The 15,371-nt window shown below is 65.7% G+C and carries 13 protein-coding genes and 4 pseudogenes; 8 read left to right on the forward strand and 9 right to left on the reverse strand.

Features of this window, described 5'->3' with window-relative positions; translation table 11 throughout:
• Positions 1-732 precede the first annotated feature (732 nt).
• The 3 genes and pseudogenes from OG379_RS00005 to OG379_RS00015 all read right to left on the reverse strand — a co-directional run bounded on the left by OG379_RS00005 (position 733) and on the right by OG379_RS00015 (position 1,778).
• On the reverse strand, positions 733-1,269 hold the full coding sequence (locus tag OG379_RS00005) for a hypothetical protein (protein ID WP_405668829.1): 537 nt from the start codon (positions 1,267-1,269) through the stop codon (positions 733-735).
• 12 nt (positions 1,270-1,281) lie between these two features.
• Positions 1,282-1,452: pseudogene (locus tag OG379_RS00010) on the reverse strand (helix-turn-helix domain-containing protein); the annotation flags it as partial.
• A gap of 11 nt (positions 1,453-1,463) precedes the next feature.
• Positions 1,464-1,778, reverse strand: a complete 315-nt coding sequence (locus OG379_RS00015) for a hypothetical protein (protein WP_405657854.1) — start codon at positions 1,776-1,778, stop codon at positions 1,464-1,466.
• Positions 1,779-2,540: 762 nt separating this feature from the next.
• Between OG379_RS00015 and OG379_RS00020 the strand changes: the two genes are divergently transcribed.
• Positions 2,541-2,870 carry a hypothetical protein gene (locus OG379_RS00020; RefSeq protein WP_405657857.1) on the forward strand — a complete coding sequence of 110 codons (330 nt, stop codon included), beginning with the start codon at positions 2,541-2,543 and terminating at the stop codon, positions 2,868-2,870.
• 364 nt (positions 2,871-3,234) lie between these two features.
• On the opposite strand, the gene OG379_RS00025 is transcribed toward OG379_RS00020, so the two are convergent.
• Positions 3,235-3,690, reverse strand: a complete 456-nt coding sequence (locus tag OG379_RS00025) for a hypothetical protein (protein ID WP_405657860.1) — start codon at positions 3,688-3,690, stop codon at positions 3,235-3,237.
• Between the two features lie 97 nt (positions 3,691-3,787).
• On the reverse strand, positions 3,788-5,377 hold the full coding sequence (locus OG379_RS00030) for an ISL3 family transposase (protein WP_405657863.1): 1,590 nt from the start codon (positions 5,375-5,377) through the stop codon (positions 3,788-3,790).
• Positions 5,378-5,551: 174 nt separating this feature from the next.
• Between OG379_RS00030 and OG379_RS00035 the strand changes: the two are divergent.
• A pseudogene (locus tag OG379_RS00035) lies at positions 5,552-6,025 on the forward strand (IS5 family transposase); the annotation flags it as partial.
• Positions 6,026-6,068: 43 nt separating this feature from the next.
• Here OG379_RS00035 and OG379_RS00040 read toward each other — a convergent pair.
• The gene (locus OG379_RS00040; RefSeq protein ID WP_405657866.1) at positions 6,069-6,713 is read right to left on the reverse strand and encodes a hypothetical protein; all 645 of its coding nucleotides are present in this window, start codon (positions 6,711-6,713) and stop codon (positions 6,069-6,071) included.
• 256 nt (positions 6,714-6,969) lie between these two features.
• Between OG379_RS00040 and OG379_RS00045 the strand changes: the two genes are divergently transcribed.
• Positions 6,970-8,220, forward strand: coding sequence for an FAD-dependent monooxygenase (locus OG379_RS00045; RefSeq protein WP_405657869.1), 1,251 nt, complete (start codon positions 6,970-6,972; stop codon positions 8,218-8,220).
• Positions 8,221-8,353: 133 nt separating this feature from the next.
• Here the strand turns inward: OG379_RS00045 and OG379_RS00050 are convergent.
• Positions 8,354-8,530 (reverse strand): annotated as a pseudogene (locus tag OG379_RS00050) (transposase); the annotation flags it as partial.
• A gap of 558 nt (positions 8,531-9,088) precedes the next feature.
• On the opposite strand from OG379_RS00050, the gene OG379_RS00055 reads away from it, so the two are divergent.
• Complete coding sequence (locus OG379_RS00055; protein ID WP_405657872.1) at positions 9,089-9,652, forward strand: hypothetical protein; 564 nt, start codon at positions 9,089-9,091, stop codon at positions 9,650-9,652.
• 362 nt (positions 9,653-10,014) lie between these two features.
• The gene (locus OG379_RS00060) at positions 10,015-11,133 is read left to right on the forward strand and encodes an IS630 family transposase (RefSeq protein ID WP_405657875.1); all 1,119 of its coding nucleotides are present in this window, start codon (positions 10,015-10,017) and stop codon (positions 11,131-11,133) included.
• Here the strand turns inward: OG379_RS00060 and OG379_RS00065 are convergent, their stop codons facing one another.
• Positions 11,134-11,367 carry a hypothetical protein gene (locus OG379_RS00065; RefSeq protein ID WP_405657878.1) on the reverse strand — a complete coding sequence of 78 codons (234 nt, stop codon included), beginning with the start codon at positions 11,365-11,367 and terminating at the stop codon, positions 11,134-11,136. It lies immediately after the preceding gene.
• Positions 11,368-11,490: 123 nt separating this feature from the next.
• On the opposite strand from OG379_RS00065, the gene OG379_RS00070 reads away from it, so the two are divergent.
• From OG379_RS00070 to OG379_RS00080, 3 genes and pseudogenes are all read left to right on the forward strand, one after another.
• Positions 11,491-12,810, forward strand: coding sequence for an IS630 family transposase (locus tag OG379_RS00070; protein ID WP_405668339.1), 1,320 nt, complete (start codon positions 11,491-11,493; stop codon positions 12,808-12,810).
• A 29-nt stretch (positions 12,811-12,839) separates the two neighbouring features.
• Positions 12,840-13,306: pseudogene (locus tag OG379_RS00075) on the forward strand (transposase family protein); the annotation flags it as partial.
• A protein-coding gene (locus tag OG379_RS00080; RefSeq protein ID WP_405668340.1) for an IS5 family transposase occupies positions 13,228-13,963 on the forward strand; the annotation gives its coding sequence in 2 pieces (ribosomal slippage) (positions 13,228-13,511 and positions 13,510-13,963; 738 coding nt in all). The pseudogene OG379_RS00075 and the gene OG379_RS00080, both read left to right, overlap by 79 nt.
• 587 nt (positions 13,964-14,550) lie before the next feature.
• Here OG379_RS00080 and OG379_RS00085 read toward each other — a convergent pair.
• Complete coding sequence (locus OG379_RS00085; protein ID WP_405657881.1) at positions 14,551-15,129, reverse strand: hypothetical protein; 579 nt, start codon at positions 15,127-15,129, stop codon at positions 14,551-14,553.
• Positions 15,130-15,371: the final 242 nt, after the last annotated feature.

Here is a 15,371-nt window from a genome sequence, read left to right on the forward strand (position 1 = left end):
ACGCACGACCCTACGGGTCGTAAAGACGATAAAGCCCTACGGGCTTTCAGAAATCCCTACGGGCTTTCAACCCCATTCCTTCGGAATGGGGTTGGGAATTCCTCCGGAATTCTCGCACTACACCGGAAAATGGTGTGACTGGTGCTCAGCGCCTGCGGGCCCCCGGGGTGACGGGAGGTCAAGATGCGGTAGGGCGCCTGCCCGCACGGCTCCGCAGTGCGGGCAGGCTCAGCCCCGGACGACACGCACCGCAGCATTCGACCCACCGTCACAGACAACTACGCACCAACAAGAGAGGATCGGGTCGTCCGAGCCGGAAGGTGAACCGCGTGCATCATTCTCGGCCGTAGCTAAGGACTGGACTCAATACACACCACCTGCATCACTGACAGCCCGGGGTAGAGACCGTTAATTTCGATGGCCCCCGCCGAACGGCACGGCCCCCGCCACCACATACCGAGGATCACTGAAACTGCGCAGTACCCAACCAACCTGCGCAGGCACGGCAGGAGCCAAAAACACCACAGGCCAAACGGCTGGACCATCCCAACCCTGCACAGATTCAGTGAGCCACCCAGCCAAAAACCCGCTCACCCGAACTGCATAAAACAGGGTCAGAAACATGGCCACCGCGCAGGTTCACCGAACCTCCAAAGCTCACCCAGTTGGGAAACACTCGGCACCACCTCGGTGATGATGCATCAGAAAAGTGGCGACCTGCCGCATGGTCAATCAACCAGCTCCGGTTTCCCCTAACTGAATTCCCCTTGCAGCTCCTGCTGTCCACGGCTTGGTTCGGTGCGGGCGGATATGTTCTATCCGGCGCGCGCCGGGTACGAACTTCGGAACGTAAGAGGACTCGCCGAGTGAGGTAGCTCTGATGCGGGCTTCGATCCAACGATCGCACCACCTTTTGTTCGCTCGCACGAAGGATATACCTCTGAGGAAAGCGATCATTTGTTGATTGTCGGCGGGAATCGTCTGCTGACTGGCGATCCGGGACAGGCTGCTGAGGGGGAGGAGCATCTCTCCGCCGCTCCGTGCCTGGACGGCGCGGAGCGGCGGGGCTCCGGCCCGTTCGTAAAGAGTCCATAAAGCGTATTTGAGTTCGTCTGAACTGATCACCTTCTCAGGTGTGATTTTTTCGACTTCGAGAGTTCCGCGCTCTTCCCTACGTGCCATGATCCAACGATCACGTAGGCCTTCCTTAATGCTGAATTCATCCAGGGTCCTGCCTCTATTTCGGAGAATGGCGTAGTGGAACTGCATGACCCTGCCCCACTTAGGTACCGTTGCGCCCGCGGCAGTTCGCTTAAGCGTCGCCGGGGAGGCGTCAACGTGCTGGGCCATTTCCTCATAGGTGACACCTGCGTTGTCGCGGTACGACCGCAGGTAAAGAGCCAGGCTCTCCAGGTGCGGGGGGCCATTCACCGGGCGTTCTGGGCGTCCCACTTCGGGCGCCCTTACCGGTTGCCCGAGGCAGCGAGGATGCCGTGCGCGATGGCGACCGCCACGCGCCGGCCTCCGGTGACCGCGATGGTCGCGAGTGCCCCGATTCCTCCGCAGCCTCCGAGGAAGGTGAAGACGTCGGTCACCGGCATGTCACCCACGATGTACAGCAGGCAGCCGATCATGGGGAAGGCGATGAGCGGCAGCACGTGTGCCGCTGTCAGGCGTCCCTGCCCGGGCAGATCGGCTTGTACCGGGAGCGCCGGCAGCTGAGGGGCGGTGATGCCGGTGTTCTTGGGTACGGCTCGGACGCTGTTGTTCTTGGTCATGAGAAAGCCTCTGTTTTCAAGGGGCGGGTGCGTCGACACGAGGTCGACGAACCCGCCCGCCACTGGATGCAACCCGCTTTTCTCGTGGCGCAGTTGGCGCTGCGTCACGCACGAGCAGTACCAGTGTTCCAGGTGACTCGATGCCGCCCCAACCGGATGCCGCACCCCATATGACCGTTAAATTTGTATTGTGAAAAGTTGGCTCATCCCTGTGCCAAGCGGTGCTATGACGTCATCGCAGTACTGCCGTGGGCTGACCTGGGGAAACACAACCGCCGACGGCCTTGTGCGGGCTGCTCAGCCTCCCCATCCGCACGATTGGCTCGCCGCTGTCCAAGTTGGCTTTGCGCTGTACTACAGAACTGAGCAACACTTAGGAGCGCATTGCCGTACGTACGGCAGTGCGCGAAGCCCTGGTCCACTGGATGCAACCAAGAACGAGGGCACATACGGCGGGACCCGTGTTGGCGCACGCCCCACCACACAAGAAGCCTCCGCAGCCACACAGCTCCGGAGGCTTCTGTGCGCCCTGGCTCGATGGCGCGCAGAAGGTGGGCCATTCTGGTCTACGGCCTCTGGGCAGGGAGGACGAGGCGTCGTCGGTGTCCGGGTCGTAGACAGTGCCAGGTGCGGCGGCGGCGAGCAGCTGGGCGAGGTGTTCCCCCCTCCGCGAGCTCCGCCCGGCCGTGGACGTCGTCGGCCAGGTCCTCGTGCTATGCGCTGCGCCATGACCAGCCGCCGGAGCGCCGTCACCCGGACCGGGTGATTGCCGTCGACCGGATCGACTACTACGACGAAGAGGCGGTCGTGGCGTTCTGGGCTTCGCACCAGGAGGGCGTAGGGACAGCCAGGTTGGGCGTCTCCGGGCGCAGGAGCGGGGCCGAGGGCGGAGGGCGCGGCGCGGGGCGTCCGGTGTCTCAGAAGCGCGCTCAGGCCGTTGAGATCGCGCTCGCGGAGCTACGCCGGGCCGGGGGCTACCAACGCGGCCTGGCCGCGCGGTTGGCCCGCACGCACGGCGGTGGCGCGAGCACGTGGGAGCGGGCCGTCGCCGACGCACGGACCACGTACGCCGCCGAGGTCAACGAGGACTAGGACGAGGCGCAGCGGCCGGCGTCGCAGCTGCGCGGCGTCGAACCATCCGGCCGCTTGGGCCAGCACCGGGTGGCTTTATCGAGCGGTAGTGGCTCTGGCACAACTTCTGTGAACTCGTACCGGCCTCGACCATGGCCTGCCTCGGAGTAAGCCGTTAACCTGCCGGTTCTTCAGGACGGCCGGCCTCCGTCGCCGAGCGACGGGTCGCCTTCACGGAAGTTGAGCCAGAACCGCGGTAGTGACGTCACCTGTCGATGGGTTTGGGAGGCGCCCCGATCTGCGGTGGGATGATGTTGATGAGTTTAGGGTTCTGGCACAGATCTTGGAGAGCGGTCGCGGAGGGTGACGGTGGCGTTCGATTGACTCAGAGCGCGATCGGCCGGTACTTCAGAGCCTCATCGACAATCTGCTCCGCAGACGGGTCCTGAGGGATGTCCGAGGGATGGAAGACCAGGCCACTCACCCGGGGATGCGACACGTTCGCCTCAAGGAGCCGCAGATAGTAGCCGCTCTCCGCAGAGGCAGACAGGAGTCTGCGAACGATCTCAGCGAGCTCGTCCCGGGTGATGTCCGCAACCACGGGGCGAGCCGGCCGGGCCGCCTCCCTCGCGAACTGCTCCAGGCTCCTGCTTCCGCCGTACTCAGCGAAGTCGAGAGCCACGTAGTCGTGCCCGGTCATCGCGTTGAACGCCTCGATCGCCTCGCCCGCCACTTCTGGGCGGGCGACCAGCAACTCAGCGATCCGCTCAACCTCAGCGCACAGCTCGTTCAGTCGCTGCTTGCTCACGGGCGGGGGCAACAACTCCGGTCTCAGGTCCACAGCGGCATTATGTCCGTCGGTGCCGACACGCCCCAGCCAACCTCTCTGGGTTCTGTCAGTTCTTGGTCTTGGCGAAGGGTTCGGAGGGCTTGGAGTGCTACTGGAGCAGGATCATCTTGCGGAGTAGTTCGAATCCGGCTCGGCCGTAGAGCTGCCTCTTGATTTTCTTGATGCGGTTCACGGCGCCCTCGATCCTGCCAGAGCTCCAGTCCAGAGTGAGCCCTGCTGTCACGGCGTCGAGGTCTCGGAGCAGGTGGAGTGCGAAGCCGGTGAGGCCGGGTAGCTGGCTGGCATCGACGGCGTCGATCCAGGCAGGGAGCGTGCTGCCGAGGCGGTCGGCAAGTATCTCGCCGAAGTCGCGGACGTGTCCGGCGGCCTTGTCCAGCTCGGGGCAGCGGGCCAGGACCTCCTTCAGGCCAGCCCGCTCTTCTTCGGTCGGGGTTGCGGGGTGCCGGGTGAGCCAGCCGGTCACCTGCCGCACCGTCGGCGGCCGGGGCGGCGCGCCGGCCGGAGCCCCGCGGAGGGTGGCGATGTGGGCGCGGACCATCTGGTAGGTGACGGGCGCGTTGGCGGCGACCAACTCGCTGTGCAGTCGGGTGACGCTGGTGCACCCCTCGGCGAACCGCCGCTCCAGGTAGGGCTTGTGGAGGTCCAGTCTGCTGGGCCGGGGCCGATTCTCGCGGAAAGTGTCCTGCCATCGTGCGGCGTTCGCGTACCGGAGCACGGTGTTGAGGCCCCAACCCAGGTGCCGGGCGATCGCCCGGCGTGAGTGGCCTTGGGCAAGGAGCCCGTGGACCAGTGCGTGTGCTGCCTTCTTCCGGTCGGCCCGTCGGCCGACGGGCGCCGAGCCGTCCTGCGGCCGACCGGGGTCGGGGCGGGTCGCGTCTGGCACCGTGCCGGTCGATGGGTTGTTCAGGCAGTCGCGGTGGGCGGCGACACAGGTCTCAACGGCTCGGCCGAGGCCCTGCCACAGATGGAACCGGTCGGCGACCTGCAGAGCGTCGGGGGCACCGCGGCGGGCGCCTTCGGCGTAGGCGCCGGCTCGGTCCCGGCAGATGATCTCCACGCCGGGGTTGCGGATCAGCCAGGCGGCCAGTGGCCCGGCCTCGCGAGTCGGGAGCACATCGACCACGCGACGGTCTTCGACGCTGGTCAAGACGGTGGAGTAGGTCTGGCCGCGACGGATCGCAAAGTCGTCCACGCCGAGCACACGCGGCGTGCTGAACCGGGGATCGGGCAACGCCATGACCCTGCGTAACAAGGTCATCCGTCCCGCGCCGAAGCCCAGCTGGGCGGCCAGCCGGGCCCCGGCACGCCCGGCCAGCGCGAGCCCCACCCGCTCCGGGGCGCGGTTGAGCCGCGTTGTGAATTGTGCGTGCGGGGCGGCCAGCCGCGAGAACGGCTCGGCAAACGTCCGGCGCGGGCAGTCCTCCGCTCCGCAGATGAAGCGCCGGACCGTCAGCCGGATCACAAAGCCCTGTTCAGCGATCGGAAGGTCTCTCAGCCTGCGCTGGTACCGGTCGTGGACTCGGTCTGAGAAGCGGCCGCAGCCCGGCCAGGCAGACCCAGCCGCGCGGCCTCTCGCCACCACCTCGACCGTACCGAACGCGGCCGTAACCGCCTCGACATCCACATCGTCGATCCCGGCGAACACCAGCGAGTCCCAGAACGGTGCATTGGTCTGCATGACCGGCACGATCACGGTCAACAACCGACCACAGCAGCCGCCGGCAGACACCTGAGGGAGCGTCAATTCCGATCGTCGAACGACAAGGCGTACGCGGGCTCACGGGAACCAGTCTCCTCGCAATCAACAGCGAGGTAACACTCCGCGACGACTCCCCAAGATCTGTGCGAGAACCAAAAAAGGGGCGAACTTGCAGGTCCGAGCCCCGTGGACCGGGGCAAACCAGGTTCCAGGATGCACGTCCTGTCCGACGCGGACGGACTGCCCCTCCGCGCCGGGCTCTCCGCGGCCAACACCCACGACAGCCAGGCCCTGAAGCCGATGCTGTCCCATTTCCACATGGGACACGAATCCCCCGCGACGGAATCCCAGCCCCGCCGTCTTCACGCAGACAAGGCGTACGACATGCCCCACCTGCGGCGATGGCTCTGGGGCAAGCACATCGGAGTCCGCATCGCACGCAAGGGCATCGACTCCAGCGAGCGGTTCGGCCGGCGTAGGTGGGTCATCGAACGCACGATGTCCTGGCTGACCGGCTACCGCCGACTCAACCACCGCTACGAACGGAAACCAGGCAACTACCGGGCCTTTCTCGGACTGGCAGCCGCTCTCTGCTGCTACAAACGATTCCTCAAACTGACCATGTAGAACACGGTCTAAGAGCGGATGTCGGCATATTGGGCCATCGCTGTCAGCCGACCGTCGTGATGTGAGGGGGTGAAATCAGCGTGATCGTGACGTCCCCGGTCATCGCAGTGACGCCACTGGAACCCGAGCACGAGCCGGCAACCTGTGGGTTCATGATGCCCCTCGGGTGCTCGGAGTAGCCGGCGAAGCGGGTGCTGCTCGAGTCTGCGACGTCCTTGTTGGCGAACTGGTGTGAACCCGCGGCGGTGATGCTGGCGCTCTCGCCCAGATTGATGACGGTCTCCCCTCCGATGGCGTCATGCCAGGAGTAAGTGACCTGACCGCGGAACTTCCCGTTCTGAGTGTTGCATTGGCCCTTGCTGAGGACGAGGTCCGTGTAATGAACCTCGACGACGGACGATCCCTCTCCTGGCACCGCAGAGAGCGTTTCGGGCAGTCCAATCTGCTCATCGGTGACGGCGTTCTTATGTACCACGGCGCAGGTGGTGAATTGGTTGCTCCCCGTCACGGTTGAATCCTGGGGAAATGTCTTCAGGGGCGGGCTGAAGTTCATCTGCGCCGGCCCGGTGCATGTGACGACGGTTTTGGCAACGAGTGGGCCTGGCGAGGTGTCGGCCCATGTCGTGCTTGCCGTCAGCGGGACGAGCAGCGCGGCTCCCACCACCACACGCAATGGCTTGGTGTACATCGAGGTACCTCCTTCTTAGGCGTCGGCGCGCCTAGTAGGCGTCGAGAAGTAAATTTAGGGATAGGTCGCGTGATCCATCTCGCAGGCGGGACTAGCAGTCATGTCGGATTCCCTCTTTCGGTCGCACCCGCATGCCCAGGCCCCTACCCACACGCCGAAAGTGCAACTGCGGTTTCCATATCACCGCTATGGCGCGATATACGATGACGCGGAGCGTGCGGAGGCCGAGAAAGTCCATCTAGGGAGATATTGCTATATGCGAATTGTCATTGTAGGCGGCGGTATCTCGGGGCTGGTGGCCGCATTGAGCCTGCAGGCAGTCGGACTGGAGGCCGTGGTCTTCGAGGAGGCCGAAAAGCTCGATCCTGTGGGCGTCGGAATCAACCTGCTGCCTTCCGCGGTGCGCGAGCTGAGTGAACTCGGGCTGGGTGCGGCGCTGGAAGAGGCTTCCGTGATGCCTCACAGGCTCGCGTACTGCGACCGGGCTGGTGATCTCCTTTGGCAGGAGGCCCTAGGGCGCCCGGCCGGTTTCATGTGGCCACAGTGCTCTGTGCATCGCGGCGTATTGCAGACTCTTCTGCTGAGGGAGGTGGACCGACGTATTCCTGGAGCGGTGCGCACCGGAAATTCCCTGCTTGGTTTTGAAGCCGACGAGACGGGGGTAGACGCTCAGTTGTACGACCGGGCCGCTGGTCGGAACGTGACGTACCGAGCCGATGTCCTCATTGGCGCCGACGGCATCAATTCACGGGTCCGTGAGAAGCTCTACCCCTCAGAGGGACCGGCTTTGTGGAATGGTGTGCACATGTTGCGCGGCCTGAGTACGGGCGTGGGCCTACTCGATGGGCGCACCGTCATCGTGGCCGGCGGCACACCCGGTGCCAAGTTCATCGCTTACCCGATCCTCGCACCCGCTCGGCCGGGCGATGTAAGCCGTCTGGAGCCTGCGCTCAACTGGGTTCTGGAAACGCGCCCTCCGGAGCCGAACCACGAAGATCTGGTGGTGCAACGCATGACCGCTGGTCAGGTGAGGCACCAACTGCGGGACTGGACTATCGACTTCATCGACATGGACGCCCTGCTCTCGAGTGCAGCAGGCATCGCTCGCTTCCCCATGCTCGATCGCGACCCACTACCGCGCTGGAGCTTTGGACCGATCACGCTGCTCGGCGACGCCGCTCACCCGATGTACCCGATGGGGATGAACGGTGGCACCCAGTCCATCATCGACGCCCGAGTCCTTGCTCACTGCCTTGCTCGCACCTTGGACCCGTGCCGGGCGCTTCATGACTACGAAGCGATCCGGCGACCGAGACTCAACCGCCTCGTCCGCGCCAATCGCCTGCTTGGCCCCGAACGCATCATCAAGCTCGTTGAGCAACGGGGCAGTCACGGCGCATCCGAGAGTCTCAACCGCATCGCGGCCCATTACAAGTCCCTGACGCAGGCCCTCCCCGCGGACGTCAACCATGCCCCCTCCTGGTCGTACCAGCTTGGGTTGGAGTAACCCGCTGCTGATCAGGCCGCTGGGGCGGCGGGTGAGCGAGGCTGACCTGAGCGAGCATGGATGGAGAGTTCGTACGGCATCCTGCGGTTGTGCCGCGAGAAGGGACGGGCGAGTGCGGAGCGGCGGTCTGCTATCCCGTCCGGTACTTCCAAGCGATGGCGTTGATGACCTGCCGATGGTCACGCCACCTTCCACCTCTACGAGGAGTCCGGTCCGGCAGCAAAGGCTCGATCCAGGCCCACTGGGCGTCAGTCAACACACCCGTACAACGACGGGCAGCCTTCGCCGCAACGCCTGAGAACCCGGCCACGGACTTGTCGAGCACGCCGCCCACGGCACCGTAGATGCTGCAGCGAACGGAGTGTCCGGCCCTACGGCGGAGCCCGAACCCCACGACGAACGACGTTGCGAAGAGTCCGCCGAGGATCATGGCCACGACTGGGCCGTAGACGAAGTACACGACGCATGCGACGACAGCCCAGACCAAGATCGGGAGGAGCGAACCACGCAACACTGCCCAGAACCTCACCTGCTCTGGAGCTCCGGGCAGGGCACGTTGACGCCACACCTCTATGTGGTTCCTGGTCGCACAGTTCTCACGCCGCATGGACCCATCACACCACTGGCTGGTCGCTGATCCGTAAGAAACGGCCTAGCCGTGGGTGCGAGTCCTCTTGGGGGGTGTGCATCCCCCAAGAGGGCCATATACGCGTCTCTGCCGGTGTGGCAACGTGAAAAGCGCCGTAAAACCGCTGCATGAGTTGACTCCGCACACACCGGACCGGCCGCCCTCTGATTATACCTACGTGGTCCCGCACTCAAGCGGCGCACTTGTGCAGCAGTCGGTCAGGCGTCCTAGGAGGACACTGTGACGAAAGGCCAGTGCATGTCACGTATCCGAAGACTTCTCACCTTCTCTTTCTCCCTAGCCGCTCTCACCGCAGCGGTCGCCCTCCCCGCCGGTTCGGCCCAGGCCGCACCGGCGAAGGCCGCCGCCACGGTGGTCTGCACCGGTGGAGATTCCACGCACTACTCGCCCCCGCTCGGCCCGCTGCCGCGGACCACCAACGTGGGCATCACCGAAGAACTGACGTGCCTGGGTGGCCCGTTTCTCACCGGCGTCGCCACCGCATCCTTCATTCAGCAGGCCAGCTGCCTGATCCCATGGCTCGCAAGCACGATCCCCCCGGCTGACGTGATTACGTATCACTGGAACAACGGCCAGAACAGCACCATCACCTACACGCTCACCACCGTCACCCACGCCGCCAACTCGACCATCGTGACTGCGACAGGCACTGTCACTGCCGGCTACGCGCAGGGCTCGGCTGTGGTACGCGAAAAGGTGACCATCGACCTCGACGTTCTGGGCTGCCTTACCTCAAGCATCGACGAGCAGAACGCCAGTGAGGTCCTCACCATTCTCCTCTGACAGTGAACCGATTTCATCCTTTCCTGCAGGGTGATGGTGCAGGTCAGCGGGGTGGTGTGACGAGGCGAGGCTCCTGGTCGTTGCGGTGGTGTTGTCTACGCACCACGCTTCGCCCGAGGAGCCTCGGTTGGTCCCGTATCGTGCCACGCTCGACGTCCCTCGTGAGCTGGTCGAGCATGTCTCATGGTGTTCTATGCCCGAAGGTGTGAACGCGGCACGCGGTCGCGGAGGTTGGGTTGCCTCCACCAAGCGCTGCTGGCGCTGGTGCATCTGCGCTAGTGCTGTGACCGGATTGGTTCGCCGGGTTGGTGGTCGGGGCGGTTGGATGTGCGGTGACGTCCGATCCGACCCGTGGAGGTGCGGTGGTCGAGCCTGTCCGTGTACGCAGACTGACCGACCAGGAAGGGCGGAAGCTTCAGCAGATCGTGCGCCGTGGTGACACCAGTTCGGTTCGCTACCGGCGGGCGATGATGCTGCTGGCCTCGGCCGGCGGGAACCGCGTCCCGGTCATCGCCCAGCTGGTGCAGGCGGACGAGGACACCGTCCGCGACGTGATCCACCGGTTCAACGAGATCGGCCTGGCCTGTCTGGACCCTCGCTGGGCGGGAGGCCGTCCCCGCCAGCTCACTCCTGACGACGAGGACTTCGTCGTCGCGACGGCCACCACCCGCCCGACCAAGCTCGGCCAGCCCTTCACCCGCTGGTCCATCCGCAAGCTCGTCATTTATCTGCACCGGGTCCATGGCCGCGTCATCCGGATCGGCCGCGAGGCGTTACGGTGCCTGCTGGCCCGCCGCGGCGTCACCTTCCAGCGCACGAAGACCTGGAAGGAGTCGCCAGACCCGGACCGTGACACCAAGCTCGACCGGATTGAGCACGTCCTGGACCGCTTCTTCGACCGCGTTTTCGCGTTCGACGAGTTCGGTCCGCCGGGAATCCGGCCGACCGGCGGCTCGGGGTGGGCCGCTGCCGGTCATCCTGAACGGTACCCCGCGACCTACCACCGCACCCACGGGGTCCGGTACTTCCACGGCTGCTACTCGGTCGGTGACGACACGCTCTGGGGCATCAACCGGCGAAAGAAGGGTGCCGGCAACACGCTGGCCGCCCTCAGATCGATCCGGGCGGCCCGCCCAGACGGCGCCCCCATCTACGTGATCTTGGACAACCTGTCCGCGCACAAGGGCGAGAAGATCCGCGCCTGGGCCAGAAAGCACCGGGTCGAACTGTGCTTCACACCGACCTACGCGTCCTGGGCAAATCCGATCGAGGCGCACTTCGGGCCGCTGCGGCGGTTCACCATCGCCAATTCGAACAACCTCAACCACACGGTCCAGACCCGGGCTCTGCACGCCTACCTGCGCTGGCGCAACGCCAACGCCCGCCATCGAGATGTCCTGGCGGCCGAACGCCGCGAACGCGCCCGTGTCCGCAGCGAGAAGGGCGTCCGCTGGGGCGGACGAGCGCGGATGGCAGCCTGATCACTCGCTGACATCCAAGGTCGCGTGGTCCGCGACTCCCAATTCAGACAGCACAGCCCGGAGCCGCTCCAGGACCGCGGTCGCGTCCGAGCCCTCCGCGATCTCAAGGTCAAGATGGCAACGACCCATGCCGCTGCCCGCGCCCGTGATCTCGCCGTCGAGCTCGAACGCCGCTTCCAACGCCTCCTCGACCTCATCACGGTCGATCGGCAGCCCCACGAAGACGATCTCCACAAACACCACGGTCCTCCGTCTCAACCCGGCGAACCTTAGCGGTCACAGCACTAGTGTGATGCGCCAGAAATCCTGAGGGTTAGTAAGTACCCTGTTGTCATGTCGCATTCGGGGCCTTCTGCTGTGGCGATCACGTTGTCCGAGGCCGAGCGTGCCGAGTTGTTGCGCCGGACAGAGATGCCGCACCGGCGCCCGGCTGAGAAGGCCCGCATCATCCTGGCGTGCGCTGAGGGAATGTCAAACGCCGGTGTCGCACGGCTCGTGGGTGTCCAGGCCAAGACGGTCGGCAAGTGGCGTCGGGCTTTCGCGGCGGAGCGAATGGCCGGGCTTGAGGACGCCGGGTGGATTGGCCGGCCGAAGGCCGACCTGATCCTCGACGAGACTGAGCGCAGGCAGCTGCAGCAGTGGGCGCGGCGGGCCAAGACCGCTCAGTTCCTCGCGTTGCGTGCCAGGATCGTGCTGCGCTGCGCGGAGGGCGGGACGAATCAGCAGGCTGCGGCCGACCTCGGCATCGACAGGTCGACCGTGGACCGCTGGCGGGCCCGGTTCATCGCGAAGCGCCTCGATGGTCTGGATGACGAGCCGCGCTCGGGCCGGCCGCCCTCGATCCTCCTCGACCAGATCGAGGAGGTCGTCGTGGCCACCCTGGAGTCGGTCCCGGGCCAGGATACGCACTGGTCGCGGGCCTCGATGGCCCAGCACACCGGCCTGTCGAAGTCGACGGTCGGGCGCATCTGGAAACGGTTCGACCTCAAGCCCCACCTGCAGGACTCCTTCAAGCTGTCCACCGATCCGCAGTTCGTCGCCAAGGTCGTCGACGTCGTCGGCCTGTACCACCACCCGCCCGAGAAGGCGGTCGTGCTCTGCGTGGACGAGAAGAGCCAGATTCAGGCGCTGGACCGGTCCCAGCCGGTGCTGCCGATGATGCCGGGTATGCCCGAACGCCGCACCCACGACTATCTGAGGCACGGCATCACCAGCCTGTTCGCCGCCTTCAACATCGCCGACGGCACCGTCATATCAGCACTGCACCGCCGCCACCGGGCGATCGAGTTCAAGAAGTTCCTAATCCGGATCGACAAGGCGGTGCCCGCCGGACTCGACGTGCACCTCGTCTGCGACAACTACGCCACCCACAACACCGCCGACATCAGGACGTGGCTCGGCAAACACCCCCGTTTCCACGTCCATTTCACCCCCACCGGCTCCTCGTGGATGAACCAGGTGGAGCGGTGGTTCGGCCTGCTGACCGACAAACTCATCCGCCGCGGCGTCCACCGGTCCGTGAAAGCCCTGGAGGACGACATCACTGCGTGGATCGCCACCTGGAACGAGAACCCGCGGCCCTTCACCTGGACCAAGACAGCCGACGAGATCCTCAACTCTCTCGCCGACTACCTCACCAAGGTCGGAACTACCAGCCAGAAAACAGAGCAGAACTAACCCTCAGGATTTCTGGCGCATCACACTAGAACGAGACGCTGCCCCAGCTCGCGGCGGAGTTCGGGATCTCCACCGCGACCGCCTGGCGGTACGTGGACGAGACCCTCGAGGTCCTGGCCTCCTGGGCGCCCGGAGTGCAGGAGGCCCTCGTCGGCCTGAGCGAAGGGGACTTCGTCATCGTCGACGGCACCCTGAACCCCATCGAGCGCGTCCGCGCCGATCAGCCGTACTACTCCCAGAAGCACCGCAAGCACGGCATGAACGTCCCGGTCGTCGCACGACCGGACGGCACCCCTCCGTGGTTCTCCCACCGCAACCCCGGGCCGCACCCACGACCTGACCGCCGGCACGGGCCCACGGCATAGCCTGCCTCACCCGGCAGATCCTCGTGCTCGCGGACCGCGCCTACCAGGGTGCCTGCGCCACCTCTCGCAGCCCGAACTACCACCACAGCGAACACCCCGAGCACGACCAGCAGTTCAACCGCGGCCACGCGTCGCCTGGCGCGATGTTCCGGCCGAGACTGTGGGCTGCTCCGGGGCGACGGCCTGGCGCCGGCTGCGGGACTGGACCGAGGCTGGCGTCTGGTCGCGTCTGCATGCCGCCCTGCTGACAGAACTGCGCCGCGCTGAGCTACTGGGCCTGGACGACTGCGCCGTGGACGGGTCGCATGTCCCGGCCCTGAAGGGGGGATCACGTCGGCCCTTCGCCCGTCGACCGTGCCCGTCCCGGCTCCAAACACCATCTGATCGTCGACCGCCACGGCACACCGCTCGCTGTCACGCTCACTGGTGGGAACCGACATGATGTCACCCAAATGCTGCCGCTGCTGGACGCAGTCCCAGCAATTCGGGGTCTGCGAGGACGCCCCCGCCGCAGGCCCCGGCGCCTGTATGCCGATCGGGGCTACGACTTCGACAAGTACCGCCGCGTGCTGTGGAAGCGCGGCATCAAGCCAATGATCGCCCGACGCGGCGTCGCACACGGCTCCGGGCTGGGCAAGGTGGGCTGGGTCGTCGAGCGCGCCTTCGCCTGGCTGCACCAGTTCAAGCGGCTCCGCATTCGCTACGAACGACGCGCGGATCTACACCAGGGACTACTCGAACTGGCTTGCAGCCTCATATGCCTTCGCCGCCTCCGGACTTCCTTCTGAGTGATCATCATGGGGAGGCAGCCGGAGTCGGTGTAGGAGGTGCCAAGCCGGGTTCCTGCCCTTGAGGGCTGCTCTGAGGTGAGGTCGAAGGTGACGTTCCCGGAGCCGCTCCAGTCCGGTGCTTCCACGAGCGTGAGGGTTCCATCTTCTGCCTCAACGACTCGCACCGTGATCCCGCCGCGGGAAACGCAAGGGAGAAGTGGGGATCCATCTCCATGAGAAAGTCCCAGCCCTCGCTCTGCGTCGTATCGAGAGCGAGGGCGTGCCGACCGGTTGCCCGCCCTTTGCCGGCCCCGTCGACAGTGACGGTGATGTTGACGTCGTGCATCTCAAGGCATGTCGATTGATTGGCCCACCATTCGAGGCGGGCCTGACCCACGAATCGATCCATGAGCACACTATGCACGGTGCCTAGACCGGACGGGCGAGTCGGTGCGGCCGCCGACCGGCGTGGTCAGGCCGCGAGACAGAGTCTGCCCTCGCCCGCACCAGCAATGCTCGCCACCCTGATTGCATTTGACCCGCCGATCGCATCTGCGCCCGTCTTGGATGCGGGCCGCCCGGGCGCGGGTTCTGGATGCTCGGAGTCAGACGATGACTAGCGTCGACAAGCCGGACACTCGGGTCAGGCCGGTGGTGGTGAGACACGGCAGGGGGTTGAGCAGATCGGGAATGAACTCGACGGTGACGTTGACCGTAGACCCGGCGTACCGGCCTGCGGTGACCGTCCCCAGAGAGGCGTAGACCGAAGTCGCTCCGGCGACATCGATCTCCACACCGGTGACCTGGACGGTGGAGTTCTGCCCGTTGCTCCAGTGCAGGTTCGCTGTCGCCGTGCTCGGGAAGGCGACGCAGGTGGCGCCCGGCACGAAACCGCTCTCCGTGTAGGTGACGGAGGTGACGCCGTCGTTGAGCGGGCAGGAGGAGTAGCTGCCGTTGGCCTGGTACGTGACGTCGCGCGGTTGTGTCAGCCGCAGGCCCGGGCTGTAGTCGATGACCTGCTGCCCCACACACGTGACCAGCGCGGACGGCCCCGCGGCGGCGGCCGGGACGGACGTGGCTGGCAGGATCGCGCCGAGCAGTGCGACCAGTAGGGCGCCCACCCGCAACAGCCGGACCCCCGGCCTGCGGAGGATGCGTATGAGAGGACGGTCGGTTAGTTTCATGTCTGCTCCAGCCAAGTGCACTCGGACGAGGTCTGCGCCTCGGGACAGCCGGGACGGCTGCCTCCGCGGGTTTCACCGTCCGCCTGGCGTGAGATGGCGTCCAGGGAGTGTGCAAGGGCAGAGAGAGCGGGCGTATTCACACGGGCGCGTAGCCGCGAGCCCCGGCGCGCGCAGCATGCGACCGCGCGAGATCTGGTTCAGCTGTGCCGGCGGCTTGCGGGTGGATCGGTGGTCCGGCGCGG

It is taken from the genome of Streptomyces sp. NBC_01166 (genome assembly GCF_045039765.1).
In the GTDB taxonomy this organism is placed as follows: domain Bacteria; phylum Actinomycetota; class Actinomycetes; order Streptomycetales; family Streptomycetaceae; genus Streptomyces.

Coding starts and splice junctions, on each gene's coding strand:
- OG379_RS00005 (WP_405668829.1), bottom strand. CDS start 1,269: ATGCAGTTCCACTACGCCATTCTCCGAAATAGAGGCAGGACCCTGGAT.
- OG379_RS00015 (WP_405657854.1), bottom strand. CDS start 1,778: ATGACCAAGAACAACAGCGTCCGAGCCGTACCCAAGAACACCGGCATC.
- OG379_RS00030 (WP_405657863.1), bottom strand. CDS start 5,377: ATGCAGACCAATGCACCGTTCTGGGACTCGCTGGTGTTCGCCGGGATC.
- OG379_RS00040 (WP_405657866.1), bottom strand. CDS start 6,713: ATGTACACCAAGCCATTGCGTGTGGTGGTGGGAGCCGCGCTGCTCGTC.
- OG379_RS00045 (WP_405657869.1), top strand. CDS start 6,970: ATGCGAATTGTCATTGTAGGCGGCGGTATCTCGGGGCTGGTGGCCGCA.
- OG379_RS00085 (WP_405657881.1), bottom strand. CDS start 15,129: ATGAAACTAACCGACCGTCCTCTCATACGCATCCTCCGCAGGCCGGGG.